Below are 26,273 nucleotides of genomic sequence, written 5' to 3' on the forward strand. Positions count from 1 at the left end.
CGCCTGTAAGTCCGGCGGCATGCCGTGTGGGCTAGTTGCCCGTAAAAACCGGTTTTCGTTTTTCCGCAAAGGCGGTAAAGGCTTCTATCAAATCGTGCGACGGAATGATGTTGGAACTGATGGAGGCCACGTACTTGAGCCCATCGGCCACGGAGGCTTCGGTGCCGTGGTTGAGAACGTCCTTGGAGGCCTGAACCGCAATGGGCGGGTTGGCGGCAATGCCGTCGGCCATGGCCTGGGCCCCTGCAAACAGGGCGTCGGCATCCTCAAACACCTCGTTGACCAGATTGACGTCCAGGGCGCGGCGGGAGTCGATGGTTTTGGCGGTATAGGCCATCTCCCGGGTCACCCCCTGGCCCACGATAAAGGGCAGGCGCTGGAGAACGCCCACGTCGGCCACAAAACCGATGGCGGTCTCCTTGAGACAGAAGGTGGCGTCCTCCGTGCAGAGACGAATGTCACAGGCGGTCACAAAGTCGAGGCCGGCACCGATACAAAAGCCATGAATGGCCGCGATGACGGGCTTGCGGCACTTCTCCATGGCGCTCATGGTCTCCTGGAGGGGGTAGATCTTCTTGAGAAGCTTCCACTTGAGGCCACCCTTCTGCTCATTTTCCATGAGCTCGGGCATGGACCCCACCATACCGATCAGGTCGATGCCGGCGCAGAAGGCGTCCCCCTTGCCGGCCACCACAATAACGCGGACCTCGGGGTCCTCGTCCAGCTCCTTGAAAACAGCCGGGGAATCCATCCAGGCGTCCTGGTTCATGGCGTTCTTCTTGTCCGCCCTGTTAAACCATACCCAGGCCACATGGCCTTTTTTTTCCACCAGATAGTACTTGCTTTCACTCATCTCTTCCTTGCTCCTTCTCTGTCGTTACACCAGAATCTTCACGTATCTATATCACCAGAGTCGTATCCACTCATGCCAAACGAAGGTCGAAGGTATCCCGCCACTATAGTACACTATCTAACCAAGATCAATCGGCATCCATCTTCCCGCACACCCTCGAATATGCTAAGGTTCGCGAATGCTCCTCCCCCCGTACCTCGGGGGGTCACATTCACTTACGGGCTGCGCCCGTGGAGAGGGCCGATGCTCCCTGACAAGGATGGTACGACGACATCCCGGTGAGATGCGTGTGCCGCCAGTGGATCGTCTTTTGAAAAAATGAGGAGCCGAACAAACGTTTTTTTTAACCTGTTTATCAAACTTTTCAAAAGTTTGGCCCCCGGCAGGGCCGCCGGAGGCATGCGTTGACCATAACCCCAATAAAGAGAGACGTCGCCACACGGCAACACGAGCTATGACCACCATACCTGAAACCATAAAAACCCCCATCACCATCGGGGGCAAAGAGATCCCCAACCGCCTCTTCCTGGCCCCCCTGGCCGGTCTCGGCCACGTGGCCATGCGGCAGATCATCGACGAGTTCGGCAGCTGCGGCCTCTTCTTCTCGGAGATGTGCAGCGCCAGGGCCCTGCCCGGAGAAAACCGGCTCATCTCCCCCATGTTCCGCTGGCGGGACCAAGAGGCAAAACGCCTTGTCATGCAGATCGTGGGTGCCGCCCCCCTGGATATGGCCCTTGCCGCCGAGCGCATCGAAAAAGAGGGTCTTTTCGGAGTGGACATCAACTTCGGCTGCTCCGTGGCCGGTATCTGCAAAAAAGAGAGCGGCGCCGCCGTCCTCAGGGATCCCGACCGGGCCGAAGCCATCGTCCGGGAGGTCCGCAACGCCACCACCCTGCCCCTGTTCGTCAAGTACCGCACGGGCTGGACAGACGACCCCGTCTTTGCAGCAGACATGGCAAGGCGATTTGAAGACGCCGGTGCCGACGCCCTGGTCTTTCACCCCAGGGTCTCCCCGGACCGCCGCAGTCGTCCGCCCAAGTGGCAGCACATAAAGGCCGTGAAAGAAAGCGTTGCCATCCCCGTCTTCGGCAACGGCAACGTCTTCACCCCGGCGGACCTTGCCCGCATGGTCGATACCACCGGCTGCGACGGGGTCTCCCTGGGGCGCATCGCCATCGCCCGCCCCTTTGTCTTTGCCGAAATGCTGGAAGGAAAAACCTTCGGCCCCGAGATCTACCCCCAGGTGGCCCTGCGCTTCCTCGACCTGGTGGAAGAGGCCTTCGATGCCGGCTACGCCGTGCGCCTGTTCAAGAAATTCGTCCTCTACTTTGCCGCCAACTTCAAATTCGGTCACCCCGTATTCAAACAGCTCGCCTACGCCGATACCCTGGACGGCCTGAGGGAAAACGTCCATCAGACCTTTGCCGAACCCCTGGACCTGGCCTCCACCCCCAATCTCAACCTCTTTACAGGGTAAATACATTTCACACAGGCTTGCGTGTCTTTGGCCCTGAAGATACGAAGCCTGTGCAGGTGGGCAATGCTCACAAACCGCTATTTTCACCTGAGGATCGACGAAAAATTAAGGAAAAACGTTCAGCCCCGGGCAGGGTGATCCGATAAAAAAGGTATTCGCTGATAACCAACCCCCTTTTTGGGGAACTGCCTGGAGCCTTACCCCATGTTGCGTGAAATCTACGTTGACTTAAACAACGTCTTTCTCTCCCTGTCCGACGCCATCGACCTTGCCAATCCGAGCATCGCCTGCCACCAGATGCGCTGCGCCTACATCGTCTGGCAGTTGGGAAAAACTGCCAAATTGTCCAAGGAACGTATCAAGCGGCTCTACATGGCGGCCCTTCTCCACGACATCGGGGCCATGACGCCCAAGGACAAAATACGGCTCCACACCTTTGAGGAATCGGACATCCTGGCCCACTGCCTCAGGGGAGAGGTACTTTTCCAGTCCGTGCCCCTGCTGGCGCCTGCCGCGCCCCTTATCCGACACCACCACCGGAACTGGAGCGACTGCGAAGCCCCCATCGGCGACCCGGACGTCCTCGACGCCCAGATCCTTCACCTGGCGGACTGGGTGGAACGGCTGATCCGACGCGACGCCTTCATCCTCAGCCAGATGGAGGTCATCACCACACAGATCCGTACCATGGAGCACACCGTCTTTCACCCGGACGTCGTCGAGCTCTTCATCCGCACCTCGGACCGGGAAGAATTCTGGCTGGACCTCTCCTCCACACGACTCTACGGGCTTCTGCTAAGAAACGGCCCCTTGCGGTCCATCGAGACCCCCTTTGAAGACATCGCCTCCATTGCCCGGGTCATACAGAAACTCATCGACTTCCGGTCCCCCTTCACCGCCACCCACTCCGCGGGCGTGGCCGAGTGTGCCGCCCTTCTCACCGAACACTTCGGCTACATGGAGACCGAAGTGAGGCTCATGCGCCTGGCAGGCCACTTCCACGACCTGGGCAAGCTCATCATCCCCAACGCCATCCTGGAAAAGCCGGGCAAACTCACCCGGGAAGAGTTTCAGGTGATGAAGCAGCACACCTATTTTACCTACGAGGTACTCAACTCCATCGATCGCCTGGAGCGGGTGGCCGAATGGGCGGCCTTCCACCACGAAAAACTCGACGGCACCGGCTACCCCTTCCGCGTGAGGGCCGAAAAGATCAACACCGGCGCCCGCATCATGGCCGTGGCCGATATCTTCACCGCCCTCACCGAAGACCGCCCCTACCGCGCCGGCATGCCCCTGGACAAAGCCCTGGGCATCCTGAAAAACCAGGCGGACAATGGCAAAATCGAGCCCAGGGTGGTGAGCCTTTTGGGCGACCACGCCAAAGAGATCTCCCAACAAGTCAAAGCCACACAGCTCGAATCCATGCGCTTCTACACCGAACACTTCACCGACGCCGTCCTCGCCGAACACCAGGTGGCCTAGGCCAGAAAAAACAAAAGCCATGCCTCCGGCGGCGAGGTGAGCCACCTCGAAAGCTGATTGCCATTGCGCTTCGCCCTTCGTTCCTCAGGGCAAATCACAATGGCGTTCTTTGCGGGCGAAGCCCGCCAGGGAATGCGATGGGCCTGAGGAACGAAGGCCCGAGAGCATTCCCGAACCTGGGGTGAAGGGGATTTATCCCCTGCCCGCCGGAGGCGATTTTTTCCTTTTTTTTTTGCCACCAACAAAAAACCCCCGCCCTTGTGTTGACAGGAGCGGGGGTTTTTCTATCCGGCACAAAGCCGGTGGTGACGTCTTTTGTTAAGGCCTACAGGGCGTCGGCGTAGAGTTCGATGACGTGTTTGACGGCCACGTGGTCGTGGCCTTGGGAGAGCATGTCCGTCATCTGCATCATGCAGGCGGGGCACCCGGTGGTGACCACGTCGGCACCGGTGGCGAGGATATTCTCCCGCTTGCGGCCGCCGATGCGGCTGGAGGTGTCGTAGTGGGCCAGGTTGAAGCTGCCGCCGTTGCCGCAGCAGGTGTCGGCTTCGTTCATCTCCACAAACTCGTAGCCGGGCAGGCCTTTGAGGATGGCCCGGGGTTCTTCCGAGACACCGATGGACTTTTTCAGGTGGCAGGGGTCGTGCCAGGTGACGGTTTTGGTCGTTCCCTTGCCGGCCTGCGCCGCAAGGTCCACGTCAAAGTGTTTGACGAGGAACTCGCTGATATCCATGGTGCGGTTGGCGATGCGCTCGGCCTTTTTCTCCGCCTCAGGGGAGATCTTGGCCGCCATCTTGGGCCAGAGCTTCTTGATGGTGGAGGTGCAGGTGGCGCAGGGGGTGACCAGCACGTCGTAGTTGCCGCTGGAAAAGGGTTTCAGGTTGTGCTTGAGGAGCTTTAAGAAACTCTCCTCGTCACCGGAGGCCAGGGTGGGGATCCCGCAGCAGCCCTGATTCTTGGGCAGGTAGATCCCGCAACCGTGGTGTTCCAGCACCTTGATCACGGCATGGCCCACCTGGGGGAGCATCTTGTCCACCACGCAGCCCGGGTAGAAGGCCACGCGGATGTTCGCGGTGCCCTTACCCGTGTCCATGCCCGAGTAGTCCTTGCGGAAAGGCCGCTTGGCAAGGGGCATGAAGTGACGGTCCCCGATGAGGGGGGACATGATCTTGGAGCAGGAGGTCCCCAGGAAGGGATCGGCCTGGCTGGTCATGATCCCCTGGAACTTCGAGCCCATGGACAGGAGGCCGGAAAAGAGCCTCGGATGGACCAGGGTCCTTCTGAAGATCGCCTTCTTCATGGGAGAAAGGCCGATATACCCCGTCAGGATGGCGCGGGCCTTGATAAAGATATCGGTGATCTTCACCCCGCTGGGACAATTGGCCTCGCAGGAGCCGCACAGGAGGCATTTCTCCAAACGATCCTTGACCTCCACGGGGCTGTCGATCATCCGCTTGGCCAGGCTGTCGATCAAGGCCAGCTTGCCCCTGGCCACGTCCCCTTCCAGCATGGAGTCCTTGAACACGGGACACACGGACTGGCACATCCCGCAGCGCATACAGGTCACCAGCAGGTCGTCCAGTTCGGCAAGGGAGGTCCGGAGATTGGCTATGTCTTTCATGGGTTAATCTCCTATCACCTTGCCGGGGTTGAGAATCCCTTTCGGATCCACCGCCTGCTTGATCTTGTGGAAATAGGTGAGGGATCTCTCCCCCACCTCCCGGGCCATAAAACCGGCCTTGGCAATGCCGATGCCGTGCTCCCCGGAGAGGGTGCCCCCCATCTTCAGGGCCAGATCGAAAATATCCTCGATGGCGGACTCCACCTTGTGCCACTCTTTCTCGTTTCGGCGATCACATAAGATGGTGGGATGCAGGTTGCCGTCCCCGGCGTGGCCGAAGGTGCCGATGGAAAGGTTGTATTTTGCGGCCACGGTGTCCAGGCCCCGCACCATCTCGGGAACCTTGCTGCGAGGCACGGTGGCGTCTTCAAGGACCAGGGTGGGCTTGAGCTTGGCCAGGGCGGAGAGGGCCGCTCTTCGGGCTTCCCACACCTTGTTCTTCTCCGCTTCGTCCTTGGCCACCTGGATGCGGCTGGCGTTGTGCTGCTTGCAGATCTCCTCCACCTTGGCGGCGTCATCGGCCACCTGGCCTGCGTGACCGTCCACCTCAATAAGCAGCAGGGCCTGGGCCTCGGTGGGCAGTCCCGCCTTGGCGTAGTCCTCCACGGCACGGATGGTGAAGTTGTCCATGAACTCCAGGGTACACGGCACAATCTTGGCGGCGATGATGGCGGCCACAGACTCTGTGGCATCGGCCACGCTGTCGTAGACGGCCATCATGGATTTGGAAGCGCTGGGGGGAGGCACGAGCTTCAAGGTGATCTCGTTAAAGACCCCCAGGGTCCCCTCGGAGGCGACCATGAGGCCCCCCACATTGTATCCGGTGACACACTTCACGGTCTTGGAACCGGTCTTGACCAGGTTGCCTCCGGCATCAAAAAAATCCATGCCCATGAGGTAATCTTTGGTAACGCCGTATTTGAGGCCGCGCAGGCCCCCTGCGTTTTCCGCCACGTTCCCCGCCAGGGTGGAGACCTTCTGGCTGCCGGGGTCCGGGGGATAAAAGAGTCCCCTGGCGGCAACGGCGGCAGCAAAATCCGCGGTGACCACGCCGGGCTGGACAATGGCGTACATGTCCGCCTCGTTGATCTCGATGATCTTGTTCATGGCGTTGGTCAGGATCACCACGCCGTTTTTCAAGGGGATGGTCCCCCCGGACAGGTTGGTTCCGGCACCGCGCACGGTGACGGGGATGCCGTTTTCGCCGCACAGGCGGATGGCACTGCCCAGCTGCTCGCTGGACTCGGGCCTGAGGACCAGCGCGGGCATGACAGGATCCAGCACGGCGGCATCGTATGCGTAATTCATGCGAGTGACTTCGTCACTCATCACGTTCTTCTCACCCAACAGGGCCTCGAACTCTTTTTTCAAATTCCCGGAAATCATATAGCCCCCTCCCACAGGTTCGTTATGTTTCTTATCGGTTTTTATCTCACAATTCAGGTCCGAACATGAAAAGGGGGACCCTGCCGGACCAAGCCTGGTGGGGTCCCCCTTGTTGTTCTCTTTTTATGAATGCTGTGCCGCCGGTTTAGAAGACCCCGGGGAACAGAACGTAGCAGAAGAGGCTGCCTATTGTCCCTGCCATGATGCCGTAGAGCACCAGCGGAATCATGGTGCGTCGGATGATGGTGCCTTCCATGCCCACCAGACCTACGGTGGCGGAAACCGCAACCACGTTGTGGACACAGATCATGTTCCCCATGGCACCGCCCACGCCCTGAAGGGCGACAACGATCTCACGGCTGGCACCGATGGTGGTGGCCAGGCCATACTGGAAATCGGCAAAGAGAAGGTCGGAAACAGTACAGGAGCCGGTGATAAAAGACCCCAGAGCACCGACGTACGATGCAAACATGGGCCATGTCTTCCCGGTAATGGACGCCACAGCCTCTGCCATGGTCAAAGGCAAGGAGCTGTAGCCCATGACGTTGTGACCGGACTGCTTCATGATCTCCACCATGGCCACAGCAAAAAGCATGGCGATGGTGGGGTTTTTCATACGGATAAAGCTCTCTTTCCATGCACCGATGGCTTTGTCTGCAGGAATTTTGTGGAGAGCGATGGTGATGAGGGCCACCAGCATGAAAGGAATCGTACCGGGCAGGTAAAGGAGCTTGGTGGCGAAATTGACGCTTTCATACCCCAGGATATGGGGAAAGCTGATCACCCACGAGGTGACCCACCCCTTAAAGGGCAGGGAACTTAAACGGGTAAGCACCAGGATCACGGCAATAAGAACATAGGGCATCCAGGCCATGAGCTGGCTCATGCGGGGTTTAAGATCCGTTTTACCGGGCTCGATTTCACCGACCCAATCCTTGTCCCAGGAAGCGCGCTCACCAAAATCCCAGATCTCTTCAGGCATGAAGAGCCCTTTTTTAGCAGCGGTCACAACGATACCGAGGCTTACGAGGCCACCGATAAGAGAGGGGAACTCAACGCCCACCAGAAAGGCTGTGGAGAGGTACACAACGTCGAAGGTAACGGCGGTGAAGAGAGCAAACTTCCAGGCGCCCAGGCCTTCACTCCATTTCTTGTTCTTGCCGAAAAAACGGGTCAAAAAGCAGATGACGAAGACAAGAAGGAAGCAGGCGATAATGGCGTGGGTGATGGCGGCCCACTGGCCCACGTGCTTGAGGAACTCATCAAAGGTGGCGAAACCGGTTTCGACGGATCCGTCGGCCAGCACTTTTTCAATGGGGGTCCGAAGGGTCTTAAAACCGAACCAGACCGGGGTACCGACGGCACCAAAGGTCACGGGAACAGAGTTAAAAATCAGACACACACACACCGCCGCCAAGGCGGGGAAACCCAGCCCCAGCAGCAAAGGGGCCGCGATGGCTGCCGGCGTGCCGAAACCTGCGGCGCCTTCGATAAAGGCACCAAAGGTAAACGCAATGATGATGGTCTGGATTCGCCGGTCCCGGGAGATCCCCAGAAACCCGTAACTGATCGTCTCCATGGCCCCACTGACCTGCATGGTGTACAGGATAATGATGGCACCGAAGACGATAATCAACACGTTAACGGCACTTCCAAAACCCGCAAGGGTCGAAGCCGCAACGAAGCCAGCCGGCATTTTCCAGATGATCATGGCGATGAGGGCACAGGCGGCCCAGGCTAAAGGCATCGCCTTGGTGGCAGGCCATTTCATACCAACCATAAAGATCAGTACGATAGCAATGGGAATAAAGGCAATGAGTGCTAATACTCCTAACGACATTTCAAATCCCCCTAACTTTAGATTTGAGTGCGATGAACCCTGAAATTACAGGGCATGTTTGGTACCCACGTTCACCCGCCTACATGCCGGTCCGGCACTATTCAGTAAGAAAGGAATGCAGATAGAACCACAAAACGCTGCTTTGGGGAGATTACAATTTCCGTGCCTGAGCCCCGTGCTTTTTTTTTTCGCCTTATCCGGCGCGATGTTAGCCGTGGTCGGCAGTTGAATATCGTCCCGTGGGTGTAACGGTGTTCCCCCCAAAAACGCCCCGCCCTTTCCCAAAAAACAAACCGGTCTGACCAATCTCCGGGGTTTTCGACACTTGGGCTGGTTCGGAAAAAAGGACGTGTACACACAGCCCCCCTGTGCCTGTGTGCCATGCCTCCGTCCCTGCCCATGGCTGCGCAGGGGGCACGAAAAAAGTATCAATCATCTGGTTTTACAGGGGTTGCCCGTCCCATTACGATCCAGCACGTGAGGGCACCGGGCCTTCCGGGCACCGGCTGCGGGAGGCCCTAAGATCGGGTCCTTTTTTAAAGACTTCGTTCGGAATGAGGAACCGCGCCCTTCCCGCCCCATTCGGGGTGGTGTAAGGTGAAAAGGAACCTCACGGGTTGACAGGGGGACATGCGCACCCTTTGGACGGATCAACGCCACCAGAATGCTCCCGCTGTGCCGGGGGAACGCCCTTCGGCCGTATCGAACGGCTGGCATGGATCTTGATAGTGCTTGATAGTGCTAGTGGCAGGTTGATCAGGGATGGAAAAAGGCGTTGGAGGCAGAGGAGCCGCAGGGTCGAGATCATAAAATCAGGTACCGCCATCGGCGTTCCGGTCTTATTTGTTCATAATACCCTGATTCGTTGGAAAAAGATCCACCTTAATTTAAGGAGACCCCCAGCATGTTCTCCGGTACACGAACCCTCTCAGCAGGAAAGGAATGATCATGAAGCGTGCGATGTTATCCTGGATTGCGGGTGCTGCTGCGCTCTTCATGTTCGCCCTGCCGGCCATGGCCGGTAAAACCAATGTGCTGATCCTGAATTCCTATGAAAACGGCTACGCGTGGTCCGACAAGATCGTTGAGGGGATCCGGGCCGTTTTTTCGGAGAGCGGCGTGTCCATCGAATTGCAGGTGGAGTACATGGACTCCAAGAGGTACCGGGGGGAAGCCGTGGAAGAGACCCTGCTGGCCCTGTACCGCCACAAGCTCACCTTTTTTCGCCCCGATATCGTCATCGCGTCGGACAACAACGCCTTCCGCTTCGCCGTCACCCACCGCCAGGCCCTCTTTCCGGAGGTGCCCCTCGTCTTCTGCGGGGTGAACAACTACACCCCGGAGCTGCTCCAGGGCCAGGCAAAGATCACGGGCGTGGCCGAGTCCGTGGATATCTCGGGCAACATCAACATCGCCCTCAAGCTCCACCCCACGCGCAACCGCATCGTGGTGATCACCGACTCGTCGGCCACAGGGGTGGCGGTGAGCAGTGAGATCCGCAAGGCTTACCCCGACCGGGACCGCCAGCTTCGCATCGAATTCATCAACATGGCCAACCGGGACAACCTCTTTCAAACGGTGCGGCAGGCCACCGACGACACCATCTTCTTTTTCATCCCCCAGTACAGCGCAGGGGACGGCACCTTTTACGGCACCATGGGCGGCCGGATGGCAAGCGGGCGCCTCCACGGGGAGACCGCGGCCCACATGGCCCTGGAGATCCTCAGCGGCACTCCGGTCTCCGAGCTTCCCGTCTCCTTTGAAGCCCAATACAGCTGGATTTTCGACTACAATCAGCTGAAAAAATTCAACATCCCCATGTCAACCCTGCCGGACGAGGCGGAAATCCTCAACATGCCCCAGCCCTTCTACCGGCTGAACCGGGAACTTTTCTGGGTGCTCGTGGTCAGTTTTGCCACCCTCACCGTGGTTCTGGTCTTTCTGGTCATCAACATCATCATGCGGCGCCGGGTGGAAGACGACCTGAAAGACCAGCTCTCCTTTCTGGAGATCTTCATGGAGACCGTGCCCATCCCCATCTACGTCAAGGACCTGGCCGGCCACTACCAGGGCGTGAACCGGGAGTTTGAAAAATGGTTCGGGGTCACCCGGTCCGAGATCCTGGGCCACACCGACGAGCTCTTCTACCCCGAGAAGGTCCCGCCCCTCTCCGATGAGAGCGACTCCCATTTAACGGCCGAAAACGGAATCCGGGTCTACCACTCCCGCATCTTCAAGCACGGCAGCGACAACCACCACGTCATTTTGCACAAGGCCACCTACCGCAACGCCAAAAACGAAATCTGCGGGCTCGTGGGCGCCATCCTGGACATCAACGACATGAAGCGGGCCCAGTCCGACCTCCAGAAGGCCGAAGAGCGTTACCGCAGCATCTTCGAAAACGCCACCAAGGGGATCTTCCTTGCCGATCTTTCCGGGCGGATCCTAAATATCAACAACGCCTTTGCCCAGATGCTCGGTTACTCAGGGCGCAAAGAGGCCCTGACCCACATCGACAAAATCGAAAACCACTACGCCACCGAAGATACCCGCAAAAAACTGCGGGAGATGATCCGCATCGGAAACGACATCCAGGGCCTTGAGATCGAGTTTTTCACCATCACCGGCGAAAAGCGATGGGCCTCTTTAAACGCCACCCTGGTGAGAAACAAAAAAGGGGAGCTGGAGCACATCGAGGGCATCGGCGAGGACATCACCCAGAGAAAACAGGCGGAGATCGCCATGGAAGAGTCCAAGGACAAGCTCCAGATCGTCCTGGACAACATCCCCCAGCTTGTCTACTGGCAGGACCCCTCCCTCACCTACGTGGGCGGAAACCGTTCCTTCAAGCTCTTCTACGGCCTGGACCCCGCCAAAAACGTGGATGTCACCTACACGGACCTTATGGCCGAGCCCGAGGACATCCGCACCTCCTGCGAGGTGGACCGCTCCGTCATCCAGTTCGGGACCCCGCGCTACCGTATCCGGCGCAACATCAAAAAGCTCAACGGCAAGGAGGTGTGCCTGGAGATCAACAAGATCCCCTTGAGCGACGAACACGGCCACGTCTCAGGTATCCTGGGCACGGCCGAGGACATCACCAAAAAGGTGAACCTTGAAAAACAGCTCGTGCAGTCCCAGAAAATGGAGGCCCTGGGCACCCTCTCCGGGGGCATCGCCCACGACTTCAACAACATCCTGACCTCCATCATCAACTCCACGGAGCTGGCCCTGGAGGATATCGACCCCGAGGCCATGGCCGCCGACGACCTGAGGCGGGTCCTCAAGGCCAGCTCCCGGGGCAGCGAGCTGGTCAACCGCATCCTGGCCTTCAGCCGCCCGTCCCGGGAGGAACACCAGATCGTCAACGTCACCGACGTGGTGGGCGAGGCCCTCTCCCTGTTCCGCTCCACCATCCCGGGGAACATCGAGCTCAGCGAGGTCAAAAAGTGCTCCGAGTGCATCTGTCTGGCCGCTCCCACCCAGCTGCACCAGATCATCATGAACCTGTGCACCAACTCCTTTCACGCCATGAAAACCGGGGGAGGCACCATCACCGTCTCCGTGGCACCGGCCGAGGTGGACGAGCACCTGGCCGACCTGCTCAGCATCCAGCCCGGGGACTACTGCCGCATCACGGTCTCGGACAACGGCCCCGGCATCCCTTCAGAGCTCATGGACAAGATCTTCGCCCCCTTCTTCACCACCAAGGAGAAAGGGGGGGGAACAGGCCTTGGCCTTGCCGTGGTTCATGGTATACTCAAAGGGCACCGCGGAGGCATCCACGTCAGCAGCCTTCCCGGCATCGAGACAACCTTCGACATCTACCTGCCGAGGACGGAAAAACCCGATGTGCCCGCAGCCAAGCGTGCCGCACTGCCATCCTCCGGCAAGGGCACCATCTTGTTTGTGGAGGACGACGAAGAGCAGCAGCAGACGGTTCCCCGGGTCCTGGAGCGCCTGGGATACCAGGTGCTGGTGGCCGGTGACGCCGCCATGGCCCTTGCCATGGTCACCGCCCAGACCGAGGCCATCGACCTGGTCATCACCGACTTTGACATGCCCGGCGACAACGGCTTTGTCCTGGCTGCCAAGCTCTGCAACATCGCCCCTGCCTGCCCCGTCATCATTGTCTCGGGCCGCCAGAAAAGCCTTTCCATGGATCGCACGGACAACGTCCGAAGCGTCCTGATCAAACCCTACAACCGCCAGAGCCTGTCCGAGGCCATCAACACCGTCCTGCACCAGGAGCCCAAGGAGATCCCATGACCACCACCATCCTCATCATCGACGACGACATCGAGTTCTGTGAAACCATGGAAAGCCTCGTGGGGAGGATGGACCACCGCTGCGTCACCGCCCACACCCTCAAGGAGGGCTCGGACTTCCTTGCCGGAAACGAGGTGGACGTGGTCTTCCTCGACGTGCGCCTCCCCGACGGCAACGGCCTCACGGCCCTTCCCCTCATCAAGAAAGCCCCTTCCGAGCCCGAGGTGATCATCTTGACCGGCCAGGGCGACCCGGACGGTGCCGAGCTGGCCATCCAGGGCGGGGTCTGGGACTACCTGGTCAAGCCCACCTCCATCAAGCAGACCCGCCTGAGCCTCTCAAGGGCCCTTAAGTACCGGGAGGAGAAACAGGCCGAGACCCCGGTGGCCCTGAACCTGGACAACATCATCGGGGTGAGCCCTTCCATGCGCAAATGCTTTGACCTGGTGGCCAAGGCCGCCGTCTCCAACTCCCAGGTGCTCATCACCGGGGAGACGGGCACGGGCAAAGAGCTCTTCGCCCGGACCATCCACGAAAACAGCCCCCGGGCCGGGCACAACTTTGTCATCGTGGACTGCGCCTCCCTCACCGAGACCCTCTTGGAAAGCACCCTCTTCGGACACCGCAAAGGGGCCTTCACCGGCGCGGACGCCGACCGCACCGGCCTGGTGAAGGTGGCCGACGGCGGAACCCTCTTCCTAGACGAGGTGGGGGACATGCCCCTGTCCATCCAGCGCTCCTTTCTGCGGGTGCTCCAGGAAAAGCGCTTCCGCCCCGTGGGCCAGACCCAGGAGGTGACCAGCAACTTCCGGCTCATCGCCGCCACCAACCGCAACCTGGAAGAGATGGTGGAAAAAGGCCAGTTCCGCCGCGACCTCCTCTTCCGCCTCTGGGCCGTCCACCTGGAGCTGCCCCCTTTAAGGGACCGAAAAGGGGACATCAAGCGCCTGGCCATGTTCTTTGTGGACCACCTCTGCGAAGAGTACGGGGTTCCCAACAAAGGCTTTGACGCCGAATTCTTCGAGACCCTCTCCGCCTACAAATGGCCCGGCAACATCCGGGAGCTCTTCAACGTCCTGGAGATGGCCTTCATCAACTCGGGACGCACCAGCACCCTTTATGCCATGGACCTTCCCAGCAACATCCGCATCAAGGTGGCCAAAGCCACCCTCAGCCGGGAGTCGGCGAGCACCGCCGCCCCCGCTGCGGGGGACGCCAACCCCCCGGTGAGCCGCATCCTTTCGGAGACCGAGGCGGAGGTGAGCCGCCGCTTCGGAAGCCGCATCCCGGAGATCAAGGAGTTCAAGGGCGTCATGGAAGAGCAGTACCTGAAGGAACTCATCCGCCACACCGGGGGCAACGCAAAAAAAATCATGCAGATCTCCGGGCTCTCCAAGTCCCATTTTTACACCCTCCTTAAAAAAAAGGAGATCTCCATCTCTTCGGATTAGGGCCTCCAGGCCCGGTCCTGAAGCGCGCAAGGCCCCTTGAGCACCCTTTGTCCCCGGAGTCGGCCCGGGGTGCCATCCTCCATGGGGCCCCACACGGCTTTCGGGTTCCGCTTTGCCCTGGCGTGCTCTGAGAGCACCGCCGATACAGGGTTTACAAAGATCGGTGCCAGCAGAAAAACCGCCGTTTTCCCTTCGGACGGAGTTCTGTATTTCGGACTTTCGGTCCTATTTTTCATAAGATGAGGGAAAAACCGGCCCTGCTTTTCCGGCGTATGGGAACCCCCATACTCCCAATACCTTACCAATCAAACCGTTACATTTTTCTATTGTATATGGCACAATATTTGTATATTAAAAGAAGCAACCTGTTAGATTCTCTTTCTCCTGCTGGGTTTAACAGTGTTACACAGAAATACTCCAAAACTGCGTCTGATGCGGGGGTCCCGTCCGGGACCCCCGCATCAATCTCTCTGTTCAACACCCCATGCGCAGCGTCCCAAACCCTCAGCCGTCATCTTTGTGCAACACCACCGAAAGGCGCATCTTCCGCGGCACCGCCGCATTCCACTTTGCCGCCCGACGAGCACGGCTGGACCCATGAACCAGAGAATAAGGCCCCTTCACGGAGCCAGAGACCATAGCACCAGAAAACCACGACCTTCGACTTCCGTGGGTTCCCTTCAGCCGGGGAACCTGAAGCCCGGCATCTCCCTTCGGCCCATCCCCTTGGCGTCCAGCGGTTGATGCCGGGCTTCATCATTTCAGTGCCAGAGGAACCGTACCCCACGGATCGTGACCAGGCGAAAATGGTACATACGCCCAATCAGCCGGGGAAAATGCCCCGCTTTTTATTGACAGGAGGAACCATGCTCAAACACATTGTGATGCTCAAGCTCAAAGAGGAAGCCAAAGGGGCCAGCGCCGCAGAAAACGCCGAAAAGCTTAAAACCATGCTCGACGCCCTGGTGGGCAGGATCGATGAGATCCGGGCCTTTGAAGTGGGCGTCAACATCTTCTCCGGAAGCCAGACCGCCCACCTCTGCCTCTACTCCGAATTCGACGATGAAGAGGCCCTCAACCGCTACGCCAACCACCCCGAACACCAGCGGGTCGTGGCCTTCATCCAGCAGGTGATGAGCGAGCGCCGGGTGGTGGATTACCACGTCTGATCCCTCCCCCTTCTTCCTGACACACCGGGGCTCAAAGGAAAAAAGCCAAACGATACCTCCGGCGGCCAGGGGATGATCCCCTGGGCCCCAGAATGTGAATCATCTCGCCCCTCGTTCCTCGGGGCGAGATGATTCACGAAGGATTCCGTAAACCCCAGGAAAAACCTGTTTAGCAACCTTTTTAAAAGGTTGGCCCCCGGCAGGGCCGCCGGAGGCTTTTCCGGTGGCATGCCCTGCGCCCCACCCGTTGATTCCCTTTTTTTTCAGCTTTTGCTGCGCACGCAAAACCCCCGCCCCCCAAGGGTCACCAGAGAATTATCCCATCATTTTGTTGCAGTGCAACATTTTTATTCTTGACATGATTTCTGGTTGCATTACATTGTTTATCGAAACAATACAAAGACGTTACCGATCACACATACCCCAAGTTATCCATCCCTAATCCATCCATTATAACGGAGGTGCAGCATGAGCGAAGCCACCAGTTTTATCCGGAAGGCTTATGAATTCAACAAAAACGGTTTTGAAAATGCCTACAATGCCATGGGGTCCTTCCAGGAGCAGGCGGAAGAGGTCACCCTCCGCCTCATCGGCGACAACCCCCTGTTCCCCGAGCCCGCCAAAAAGATCGTAAAAAGCGGTTTTGATGCCTGCAAGCAGGGCCGCGAGTCCTTCAAGGGCCAGGTCACCAAAAGCCAGAAGGCCTTCGAGGACCTGCTCACCACGGCCAACCTCTGATGCGTTGATCCTTTTTTAGCCGGCCCTTTTCCGCCCAAACAAAAAAAGCCGCCTTCCCGGAATTCGGGAGGGCGGCTTTTTTTTATTCAAAGCGCATCGGATGATGCGCTTTTTTTACGCGGTGTTCGTCTTACTTGGCGTCCATGTCGCGATCGGCGAGGTGCTTGTACATCTCGTACTTTTTGACCATGTCCTCTTCGATCTTGGCGCGAAGGGTCTTGGACTCTTCGGGGAAGCTCTTTTCCAGAGCGGCGTAACGGTTCTCACCGCCCAGGAACTCCTGGATGGTGCCGTTGGGCGCCTTGGACTCGAGGATGAAGGGGTTCTTGCCCTCTTCCGCAAGGAGGGGGTTGAACCTGTAGAGGGGCCAGTAGCCACACTCAACAGCCAGCTTGGACTCTTCCTGGGTTTTGCCCATGCCTTTTTTGATGCCGTGGTTGATGCACGGAGCATACGCGATCACCAGTGAGGGACCGGGGTAGGCTTCGGCTTCCAGCAGGGCTTTGAGGGTCTGCTGCTTGTTGGCACCCATGGAGATGTAGGCCACATAGACGTAGCCGTAGCTCATGGCGATGGCGCCGAGGTCTTTTTTGGAGACCTTCTTGCCGGAAGCGGCAAACTTGGCGATGGAACCGGTGGGGGTGGCCTTGGAGCACTGACCGCCGGTGTTGGAGTAGACTTCGGTATCCATCACGAAGATGTTGATGTCTTCCCCGGAAGCCAGGACGTGATCCACGCCGCCGAATCCGATGTCGTATGCCCAGCCGTCCCCACCGAAGACCCAGAAGGACTTCTTGGTGAAGAGGTCGGCCTGTGCCGCGATCTCGTCGATCAGTTCGTTTTCGAGGGGCTCGACAACGAGGAGGGCTTCCATGGTCTGGCCGGCTCGCTTGGAACCTTCGGCATCGTCCATGTTCTCTACCCACTCGCCCATGGCGGCCTTGAGCTCTTCGGAGATCTCAAGTTCCATGGCGGCAACGATCTGGTTCTTCAGGGCGTTGCGGCGATGGGTAATGGCCACCTGCTTGCCGTAACCAAACTCTGCAGCGTCCTCAAAGAGGGAGTTGCCCCAGGTGGGACCGAAACCGTCTTTGTTGACACAGTAGGGTGAAGAGGGAGCCGAAGCAGCCCAGATGGAGGAGCACCCGGTGGCGTTGGCCACAAACATGCGGTCCCCGAAGAGCTGGGTGATGAGCTTGACGTAGGGTGTCTCGCCACAACCGGCGCACGCACCGGAGAACTCGAGGAGGGGTTTCTGGAGCTGGCTGCCCTTGACGCTGGTCTTGGGCATGACCTCATCCTTGAACTCAATGGTCTCGGAGAACTCGTGGTTGGGCACCTCAACGGCGGTCTGGGTCGCCAGGGGCTTCATGACCAGGGCAGGCGTCTTGGCAGGGCAGATATCGGCGCAGTTGCCGCAACCCAGACAGTCCAGGGTGTTGACCTGGATACGGAACTTGAACTTCTCTTTGAGTTCCTTGCCCATGGCAGGCAGGGTGGTGAACCCTTCGGGAGCGCCTTCCAGCTCTTCATCCGTGGCCAGAACAGGCAGGATGGAGGCGTGGGGGCAAACAAAGGAGCACTGGTTGCACTGGATGCAGTTTTCAGCGATCCACTCGGGAACCTCGATGGCCACGCCGCGTTTTTCGTACTGGCTGGTGGCAACGGGGAAGATGCCGTCGGGCTCGAAGGCGCTGACGGGCAGGGTGTCCCCTTTCTGGGCCAGGATGGGCTTCATCACCTCGGTGACGAACTCGGGCAGGTCGGCCTGGGCGGGCTTCTCAAGCTCGGCTTCGGCCCATGCTTCGGGAACAGCCACTTCCACGAGCTTGTCCATGGCCTGATCCACGGCTTCGATGTTCATGTTGACGATCTTGTCGCCCTTCTTGCCGTAGGTCTTTTTGATGTCGTCCTTGAGGTAGGCGATGGCCTCATCAATGGGAAGCACGTTGGCCAGCTTGAAGAAGGCAGTCTGCATGACCATGTTGATGCGGTTGCGCAGGCCCACTTCACCGGCAATCTTCACCGCGTCGATGGTGTAGAATTTGATCTTCTTGGTAGCCAGGGTGCGCTTCATGCTGCCGGGGAGACGGGCGTCCATCTCATCGGCGCTCCAGGAGGAGTTGAGCACAAAGGTGCCGCCTTCTTTGATCCCTTCCAGCACATCGTACTGGTTCACATAGGCAGGCACGTGGCAGCCCACGTAATCGGGGGCAGTGACCAGGTAGGTGGAGCGGATGGGCGTGTCACCGAAACGCAGGTGAGACACGGTGATACCGCCGGACTTCTTGGAGTCGTAGGAGAAGTAACCCTGGGCGAACTTCTCGGTGTTGTCACCGATGATCTTGATGGCACTCTTGTTGGCGCCGACGGTGCCGTCGGAACCAAGGCCCCAGAACTTGGTCTGGACTGTGCCTTCGGCATCGGGGTGAATCTCGTCCACCACGTCAAGGGAGGTGTAGGAGACGTCGTCCTTGATGCCCACGGTGAAGTGGTTCTTGGGAGAGGTGGCCTTCATGTTGTCGTAGACGGCCTTCACCATGGAGGGGGTGAACTCCTTGGAACCGAGGCCGTAACGACCGGCGGTGATCTGGGGAGTCAGGACGTTGCTCTCCATGAAAGCGGTGCAGACGTCGAGGTAGAGGGGATCGCCGATGGCGCCGCGCTCTTTGGTACGGTCCAGAACGGTGATGCGGTCGCAGGTAGCGGGCAGCACGTTGAGGAAGGCTTCCACAACAAAGGGACGGTAGAGGCGGACCTTGATCAGGCCGATGCGCTCGCCCTGTGCCGTGAGGTGCTCGATGGTCTCTTCGATGGTCTCGCAGGAGGAGCCCATGGCCACGATGACGCGCTCGGCTTCGGGGTGACCCACGTAGTCGAAGGGACGGTACCTGCGGCCGGTGGCCTCGTACACCTTGTCCATGTAATCGGTGACGATGGAGGGGATGGCATCGTAGTAGAGGTTGGCGGCTTCGCAACCCTGGAAGTAGATGTCTGGGTTCTGGGCGGTACCGCGGATCTCGGGGTGCTCGGGGTTCATGGCGTTGGCCTTGAACTCACGTACGGAGTCCATGTCCACCATCTCTTTGATGGCGTCGTACTCCAGCACGTCGATCTTCTGGATCTCGTGGGAGGTACGGAAGCCGTCGAAGAAGTGGAGGAAGGGCACGCGGCCTTCGATGGTGGCCAGGTGGGCTACCAGGGCCATGTCGTGGGCTTCCTGAACAGAGTTGGAGCAGAGCATGGCAAACCCGGTCTGACGGGTGGCCATAACGTCCTGGTGATCGCCGAAGATGGAGAGGGCGTGTGCGGCGAGGGCACGGGCCGTAACATGGAAAACGCAGGGGAGAAGCTCACCGGCGATCTTGTACATGTTGGGGATCATCAGCAGGAGGCCCTGGGATGCGGTGAAGGTGCTGGTCAGCGCACCGGCTGCAATGGCACCGTGAACCGCACCGGCCGCACCGGCTTCGGACTGCATCTCTTTGATGGTGAGGGTCTCACCGAATGCGTTCTTTTTACCGCCGGCAGCCCACACATCGGCGTTCTCGCCGATGGGAGTAGAGGGGGTGATCGGATAGATGGCCGCCACGTCGCTCAGGGCATAGGCCACATGGGCCGCTGCCGTGTTACCGTCAATCGTCTTTTTAAACTGTTTCGTCTGATTCACAAGAAGACTCCCTTGTCTTTGTTTGTTCTCATGCCGCAGCCCTGGCTGGTGCGGTCCGCCGGCTGCACCGCCCCAAACGGGACGGACGGATGCACTTCTTCATTATTTAAACCCCGCTTGTGTTGACGCAAACGAAGTGTGTTGCCTGTATCGGTGCCGTTGGGTGCCGGAAAAAACACGGAAGGCCCGCCTCCGACAGCCCGGGTCAGATCGATGAAAGCTGCTTAAAAACAGCCTGTTGGTCACTATGTGCGTTATGAGAAGTCGAAAACCACCCCCGCGAAGTGGAATTTTTCATATAAGGAAAGAAGGTGAAAAATGTTCTGGTGTTTTGGCATTACAACCCGCAGGGGCGGTTTTCGACAACCCGGGAAACATACAAAAGTCGTGCCACAATTTCAAGCAAACAAAGCTTACCTGCTGGGATCCCGTGATCAAACAGAATGTGACCGGAAAAAACGACGCAAAAAAAAGGCTATTTCAAGAGGAGGTTAGCGTCAGGAGAGGGGGAATCTTGTGGCTGAAACCAAAGGAAAATCATTTTTGACAAAACCCGTTTTTACAGCCCCGAGGTACGGGTTGGTGGCCCCGGGGACTGTTACCCGCGATAAACAGCCGTCCGCTGCGTATCCCGTGGTGAGCACCATGGACGCCATGACCGAAACCCATACATCCTGTGAACGACGACGCATGGAATGATCCACGTTACCTGCCGGAAGGGGCTCTTCGGGCGGCGCGGCGCCCTTGAAACGACACGGAAGCCCGTGCGAAACGATCGCCCTGTATAACCAGGATGTTATTCATGCATCCCATCTTTTTAACATCTTTGATTGCCGGGGAAAAGTCCGATTTTCCGAACTTGCCGTATGGAAAAAAGGAGGACCACCCTCCATCTGCCCGCGGCCCATCCGGGCCCCCATGCAGGTGGATAAAAAAAACCCGCCCCGGTGACACCATATTCCTGTGGGAGGGGGCTATGGACGTCAACACCGGGGCGGGCGAAGTCAGAGAACAGACTGAAGGAACCGGATTGAAGGGGTCCCACTGACAAGCAGGCTGACAACCCAATACGCTGCATTCCCTATTTTTTTTCTTCCAGCAGCACCTCGGCCATGTGCTTGACGGTGACATTCATGCCCCGGGCCTTGATGCCGCCCTTGAGTTGCAGGACGCACCCCGGGCAGTCGGTGACCAGGGTGGAGGCATGGGTGGCCTCCACGTTGTCCAGCTTGTGGGACAGCATGTTCTTGGAGATCATGGGAAAGTCCACAGAAAAGGAGCCGGAAAAACCGCAGCAGACCTGGCTCTCGTCGCACTCCTTATAATCAACGCCCGCTTTCTCCAGAAGGGCCATGGGGGCTTCCGTGACATCCAGGCCACGGACCAGGTGGCAGGGGTAATGATAGGTCACCTTGCGCCCCAGGTTCATAAAGTCCTCGGCCTTTACCTTGACCACATCGTTCATAAAGGAGCTGAAATCGATGAGCTTGTCGGCCATGGCCTGTGCCTCGGCGGGGACGGCCCCCTCTTTAGTCAGGAGCTTGGGAAAATTCTCCTTGATGTGGGAACCGCAGGAGGCGCAGAGGGTCACGATGTAATCGTAGTTGCCCGCTTTAAAGGCCTTCACGTTCTGGGCGGCGATCTCCTTTGCCGTGTCCATCTGGGCCATCATCATGGTGGGCAGGCCGCAGCAGGTCTGATCCATGGGATACTCCACGGAGATGTTGTAGGCTTCGCAGAGCCTGGCAAAGGCCTTTCCGTGCTCGGGATAGATGAAATCCCCGGCGCAGCCGCCGAACAGGGCCACCTTGAGGATGGGCTTGGTCACCTTGGGCTTGACCTTTTTCCAGTCGTCCCGAAGGGAGCGCTCGGCAATGGCCGGAAGACGCCGGAAATTGTGATCCCCCATGAGGAGGGTGGGCAAATGGCGGATGTACGGCCCGTCTGTGGCCGGCCCCTGCATCTTGGAGGCGGTCTTCAAGGCGGCGTGGAACAGCCGACGGTTTTTCAGGAGCATGGAGGTCATGCGGGTTTTAAACGGCTTTTTGCCGTCCTCATCCTGAATTTTGGCGTACACGTTCTTAATAAGGTAGGGCAGATCGATCTTGGACGGGCAGACGCTCTTGCAGGACTGGCAGTTGAGACAGCACTTCACGATCTCCCGGGCCTTCTCCTTTCCGTGGAAAAAGGGCGTGAGGATCAGACCGATGGCTCCGATGTAGACGTGACCGAAGGTGTGCCCCCCCACCATGCGGTAGATGGGGCAGACGTTGGCGCAGGCCCCGCACCGGATGCACCGGAGGGCCTCGGCAAAAATGGGATCCTTGGCCAGCTCCAGGCGGCCGTTGTCCAGGAACACGATGTGCTGGACCTTCCGGCCCTCGGGGCCCGTGGCGCACTCGTTGGTGCCCTTGATCCAGGTCACGTAGGAGGTAAGGGCCTGGCCCGTGGCGTTTCGGGGGAGGATCTTTAAAATTTTCATGGCAGAGGCCATGTCCGGCACCAGCTTGTCAAATCCCATGAGGGCCACATGGACCCTGGGCAGGGTGGTGGTGAGGCGGGCGTTGCCTTCGTTGGTCACCAGACCAATGGCCCCGGAGTTGGCGATGGCAAAGTTGCCCCCGGAGATCCCCATGTCCGCGCCGATGAACTTGGGCCGCAGCTCTTTTCGGGCCACCTTCACCAGCCCTTCGATGTCCTCGGGATCCTGTTTCCTGGCCGTCACGCCGGAGAAGAGCTCCCCCACCTGATAGCGGGAGAGGTGGATGGCGGGCATCACCATGTGGGACGGCCCTTCGTGGCGCATCTGGATGATCCACTCCCCGAGGTCGGTCTCCACCACCTCGTAGCCGTCCTTTTCCAGGTGATCGTTTAAGAAGGTCTCCTCGGCGGTCATGGACTTGGACTTGACGATGCTCTTGACGTTGTTCTCTTTGGCGATCTCGGCGATGATCCGGTTGGCCTCTTCGGCGTCCCGGGCCACATGGATCACGGTGCCTGCGGCCTCGGCGTTTTTCTTGAAGGCGTCAAAGAGCTCGGACAGATGGGGAATGCCCTCGTCCTTCATGCAGGCCACGTCGTTTCGCAGCCCATCTAAGTCAAGGTCCGAAAAGGCGTTGGCGCGGGACTGACGGTAGGCCACGGAGAAATTGTTGAGGGTCTTGCGCATGAAGTCCTTTTCCAAAGACTCCTTGATCTGCTTTTTAAAGGCTTTATCGGTTTCAGGGGTATGGATCATTTCTCACCTCCGTCGACATGGTCTGCCAGCAAAATGTGGAGTCTTTCAGGTCCGTGCACCCCGATGGTGAGGATCCTCTCGATGTCCGCCGTGCGGCTGGGACCGGTGATAAAGGCCACGTACCCCGCGCCTTTTTCAAAATGCTCGCTCATATACCCTTCCAGGGCGTCCATGTTCGGGACCACGTTGCCTGTGGGAAGCACCGCCACATGGGTTTCGCTGAGCATGGTGGCCAGACGAAGCTCCTCGGAATCGGAGTTGAGCACCAGGGTGCCGGTGTCGGCGATGCCCCGGTCCGCCCAGGTAAAGGCTGTGTGAATGCCGGTCATGTGGGCCCTTAAGGGAGACTCCAGAAGGATGATCCCTTTGTCGGCACACGCCGTGGCCAGGGCTTTTCTGGCCGCATCGTCCATGCCGGGTGCCGCCATGGTGGTGCCTCCCTCCTCGGCCGTCAGATTCACCGCGTAGGAAATCGCCTCTTCAAGGGATCCTGCCGACGTCACAACCGCCGCCACCTTTTCCGCCCCCGCTTTCATGGTTTGAAGAATATCGCCCTGACTCACATTGCCCTCCTTGCTTCTCAATGGCACCGCCTCGTGTTGGCCGTGAACCGCAACACCTCAAAAGGTGCCGCCCTCGGCCGCGGGCAGGTGCCCATGGTCATTACCACCCTGGAAAGGACCCGGCTCCGGCAGGGATAACACCCATAGGCAGGTGATGCACGAAGCCGCCTTCTAAACGACGTTCGTTTCCAGGGCATCATCATTGATGGCATGGCAACTTCCCAGCCCCCCCGGGGGGACCAACCACCCGGAATGCATTTCAAAAAAAAAGGGGTGTTTGCAGCCTCTCGGCGGCCTGGGCTTGCCAACGAATCGTCATTGGTTCTACCATAAATTGGTAGTACCAATATGAGCCACTATACACCCCCCTGTCAAGAACATTTCGAGAACGTTCATAAAATACAACCCCATACCCTTGAAATACGGCCCTCTTTTGCTTTGCTTCCCGGCCGTGGATTTGCTAAAACCAGAAATGAAAAGGGATCAGCCTTGCTGTTTTTGCCTTGCTGCAGCTAAGATTCAAACATGGTACTACCACCAGCTGACAAGAGGCCTCCGGCGGCAAGGTGTGCCACCTTGAAAGCACGTTGCGAATGCATTTTCCCCTTCGTCCTCAGGGAAAATCACATTCGCCTTTGATTCAGATTAAACCAAATCTATTTTTACGACCTGTTCATCAAACTTTTCAAAAGGTTGGCCCCCGGCAGGGCCGCCGGAGGCATAAACAAAACAGGTCCCGTGAAGATTTTCAAAAATACCAACCAGCCATAAGGATCCGACTCCATGAACAGCCACCTGGCTCCCATCAAACCGAAACGCGTCGCCGACCAGGTCTTCGAACAGATCCGTGACCTCATTTTCCGTGGCGACCTGAAACCGGGGGACAAGATCATGCCCGAACGGGAGCTCATGAAGGAGATGGGTGTGAGCCGAAACTCGGTGCGGGAGGCCCTGAACAAGCTTGTGGCCATGGGTCTGGTAGACCAGCGCCAGGGCCAGGGCACCTTCGTCCGGGGCCTCGGATCGGTCCAGGACAACCCCATCATGGACCTCATGGCTTCCCACAACGCCACCATCACCGACCTCCTGGAGGTGCGCATGGGCCTGGAGTGCAACGGCGCCGCCCTGGCCGCCGAAAAAGCGACCTTAGACGACATCCGTATCATGGAGAAAAGCATCGCCACCATGGAAGAGGCCATCGGCGAAGGCCGCGTGGGCACCCATGAAGACGCCCACTTCCACATGGCCATCGCCCACGCCACGCGAAACCCCCTTCAGGTCCACATGATGAAGTACTTCCACGATTTTATCTTCTACGGTATCAATGAGAGCTTAAAACGCTTCTTCGACATGCCCGCCCGAACCGAAGAGATCCTCACCCAGCACCGGCGCATCCTTGAAACCATCGCACAGCGCGACAGCGGCAACGCTTACGCCGCCATGGCCGAACACATTCTTTATATTAAAAATTTTTTTGAGAATACCCGGGAAGGAAACATGCCCGCAATGAAATAGGCTGCGGATGCCCTTAACCGAATGACCGATTCCCAACAAACAAAAATCCCCACCCCTGATCAGCATCAGAAGTGGGGAACCTTGGGGGTCATTCAGCCCGATCTGTATTCGTACACCTCACCGCCGGAGGCATGTTTTATTATCCCGCCTGTTCCTTTTTAAACATCAGCTCAACCCCCAGACAACCGGTCATGAAACCGTGCTTTTTGGTGGCGGGGTATTCCCTGCAGATGGCGGGCTTGATGTCGTGAATGGAACACCGGGCCTTTCCGCCCTCCATGGTGAGAAAAGGACAGGGGTCTTGGGGCTCGCCGGTGCGGGGGTCGATCCAGATGGTGTAGCCGCCGTCCACCTTGTCCTTGCCCACCCAGGCCAGGAGATCGTCCCGGCCAGCCTTTTTCCACATGGCGATGTCCTCTGCGGTGAGGGCCCGGCTGTAATCCAGGTTGGTGCAGCACTGGCCGCATTGAAGGCAGGTAAAGTCGTGAAGCTCGGTGGTGAGAACCACCCCTGTCTCCCCGTCCGGCCCCTTGGCTTGTCGCACCTCCGACCAGAACATGAGGGACAGAGCATTGCACAAGGCCTCTTCGGTGAGGATGGGGCTGTTCAAAAACTCCTGGACCAGGGAGATCACCTCGTAAAGCCTGCCCTCCCCCCCGCTCATCACCTCCCGGAACCGCTCCGGCCACCCGCCCCCGGCCATGGCGGCGATCTCTTCCAGTGTATCCTCCTGGAGACCGTAGTGCTCCAGGTCCAGGCATACGGCATCCTTGGCCTCTTCCATGGTCAAAAAGATCTCGGCGTCCATCCTGTTCCCCTTTTCGTAAACAGCATGTTGAATTCAGGTGTGCGAATGCTTTGCGGGTGGCGTTGGTCAGGCTTTTGTATCGTCTGCTGTGGCCCCGAATCCGGGGGGCATGGGGCCTTGATTGCTTGGTGTCGGGCTGTGGGATTACGGAAATCATCTCGTCGGTTAATTCGTAGCGAAAAGCCGCCCT

Annotated in this window: 16 protein-coding genes; 8 read left to right on the forward strand and 8 right to left on the reverse strand. The window is 58.6% G+C overall.

Annotation, left to right across the window (positions count from 1 at the left end):
- Window positions 1-31 precede the first annotated feature (31 nt).
- Entirely contained in the window at window positions 32-853 is an 822-nt protein-coding gene (locus BLQ12_RS15685; protein WP_092211729.1) for a crotonase/enoyl-CoA hydratase family protein, read from the reverse strand.
- A 454-nt stretch (window positions 854-1,307) separates the two neighbouring features.
- On the opposite strand from BLQ12_RS15685, the gene BLQ12_RS15690 reads away from it, so the two are divergent.
- Together BLQ12_RS15690 and BLQ12_RS15695 are read left to right on the forward strand one after the other, a co-directional pair.
- On the forward strand, window positions 1,308-2,330 hold the full coding sequence (locus BLQ12_RS15690; protein WP_092211731.1) for a tRNA dihydrouridine synthase: 1,023 nt from the start codon (window positions 1,308-1,310) through the stop codon (window positions 2,328-2,330).
- A gap of 204 nt (window positions 2,331-2,534) precedes the next feature.
- Window positions 2,535-3,815 carry an HD domain-containing phosphohydrolase gene (locus BLQ12_RS15695; protein WP_092211733.1) on the forward strand — a complete coding sequence of 427 codons (1,281 nt, stop codon included), beginning with the start codon at window positions 2,535-2,537 and terminating at the stop codon, window positions 3,813-3,815.
- A gap of 325 nt (window positions 3,816-4,140) precedes the next feature.
- Here the strand turns inward: BLQ12_RS15695 and BLQ12_RS15700 are convergent, their stop codons facing one another.
- The 3 genes from BLQ12_RS15700 to BLQ12_RS15710 all read right to left on the reverse strand — a co-directional run bounded on the left by BLQ12_RS15700 (window position 4,141) and on the right by BLQ12_RS15710 (window position 8,662).
- A complete protein-coding gene (locus BLQ12_RS15700; RefSeq protein WP_092211735.1) occupies window positions 4,141-5,436 on the reverse strand; it encodes a (Fe-S)-binding protein in 1,296 nt (431 codons plus the stop codon).
- Between the two features lie 3 nt (window positions 5,437-5,439).
- Entirely contained in the window at window positions 5,440-6,822 is a 1,383-nt protein-coding gene (locus BLQ12_RS15705; protein ID WP_175469854.1) for an FAD-binding oxidoreductase, read from the reverse strand.
- Between the two features lie 145 nt (window positions 6,823-6,967).
- A complete protein-coding gene (locus tag BLQ12_RS15710) occupies window positions 6,968-8,662 on the reverse strand; it encodes an L-lactate permease (RefSeq protein WP_092211737.1) in 1,695 nt (564 codons plus the stop codon).
- Window positions 8,663-9,610: 948 nt separating this feature from the next.
- Between BLQ12_RS15710 and BLQ12_RS15715 the strand changes: the two genes are divergently transcribed.
- The 4 genes from BLQ12_RS15715 to BLQ12_RS15735 all read left to right on the forward strand — a co-directional run bounded on the left by BLQ12_RS15715 (window position 9,611) and on the right by BLQ12_RS15735 (window position 16,289).
- On the forward strand, window positions 9,611-12,931 hold the full coding sequence (locus BLQ12_RS15715) for a PAS domain S-box protein (RefSeq protein ID WP_175469855.1): 3,321 nt from the start codon (window positions 9,611-9,613) through the stop codon (window positions 12,929-12,931).
- The gene (locus tag BLQ12_RS15720) at window positions 12,928-14,382 is read left to right on the forward strand and encodes a sigma-54-dependent transcriptional regulator (RefSeq protein ID WP_092211741.1); all 1,455 of its coding nucleotides are present in this window, start codon (window positions 12,928-12,930) and stop codon (window positions 14,380-14,382) included. The genes BLQ12_RS15715 and BLQ12_RS15720 overlap by 4 nt, the downstream gene beginning before the upstream one ends.
- A gap of 866 nt (window positions 14,383-15,248) precedes the next feature.
- Window positions 15,249-15,551, forward strand: a complete 303-nt coding sequence (locus BLQ12_RS15730) for a Dabb family protein (RefSeq protein ID WP_092211745.1) — start codon at window positions 15,249-15,251, stop codon at window positions 15,549-15,551.
- A 468-nt stretch (window positions 15,552-16,019) separates the two neighbouring features.
- Complete coding sequence (locus BLQ12_RS15735; protein WP_092211746.1) at window positions 16,020-16,289, forward strand: hypothetical protein; 270 nt, start codon at window positions 16,020-16,022, stop codon at window positions 16,287-16,289.
- Between the two features lie 130 nt (window positions 16,290-16,419).
- Here BLQ12_RS15735 and nifJ read toward each other — a convergent pair whose 3' ends face one another.
- Window positions 16,420-19,959 (reverse strand): pyruvate:ferredoxin (flavodoxin) oxidoreductase, encoded by a 3,540-nt coding sequence (gene nifJ, locus BLQ12_RS15740; protein ID WP_092211748.1) that lies wholly within the window; start codon window positions 19,957-19,959, stop codon window positions 16,420-16,422.
- 543 nt (window positions 19,960-20,502) lie between these two features.
- Between nifJ and BLQ12_RS27495 the strand changes: the two genes are divergently transcribed.
- Window positions 20,503-20,658 (forward strand): hypothetical protein, encoded by a 156-nt coding sequence (locus tag BLQ12_RS27495; protein ID WP_175469856.1) that lies wholly within the window; start codon window positions 20,503-20,505, stop codon window positions 20,656-20,658.
- 382 nt (window positions 20,659-21,040) lie between these two features.
- On the opposite strand, the gene ldhH is transcribed toward BLQ12_RS27495, so the two are convergent.
- Together ldhH and BLQ12_RS15760 are read right to left on the reverse strand one after the other, a co-directional pair.
- Window positions 21,041-23,197: an L-lactate dehydrogenase (quinone) large subunit LdhH gene (gene ldhH / locus BLQ12_RS15755; protein ID WP_092211754.1), complete on the reverse strand. Its 2,157-nt coding sequence runs from the start codon at window positions 23,195-23,197 to the stop codon at window positions 21,041-21,043.
- Entirely contained in the window at window positions 23,194-23,760 is a 567-nt protein-coding gene (locus tag BLQ12_RS15760) for a LutC/YkgG family protein (protein WP_217640327.1), read from the reverse strand. Before BLQ12_RS15760 ends, ldhH begins: the two co-directional genes overlap by 4 nt.
- Before the next feature lie 783 nt (window positions 23,761-24,543).
- Between BLQ12_RS15760 and BLQ12_RS15765 the strand changes: the two genes are divergently transcribed.
- Window positions 24,544-25,275 (forward strand): FadR/GntR family transcriptional regulator, encoded by a 732-nt coding sequence (locus tag BLQ12_RS15765; RefSeq protein ID WP_092211758.1) that lies wholly within the window; start codon window positions 24,544-24,546, stop codon window positions 25,273-25,275.
- Between the two features lie 139 nt (window positions 25,276-25,414).
- Here the strand turns inward: BLQ12_RS15765 and BLQ12_RS15770 are convergent, their stop codons facing one another.
- Window positions 25,415-26,083: a YkgJ family cysteine cluster protein gene (locus BLQ12_RS15770; protein ID WP_092211760.1), complete on the reverse strand. Its 669-nt coding sequence runs from the start codon at window positions 26,081-26,083 to the stop codon at window positions 25,415-25,417.
- Window positions 26,084-26,273 lie beyond the last annotated feature (190 nt).

The organism is Desulfoluna spongiiphila, from assembly GCF_900101345.1.
Taxonomy (GTDB): Bacteria; Desulfobacterota; Desulfobacteria; order Desulfobacterales; family Desulfolunaceae; genus Desulfoluna; species Desulfoluna spongiiphila.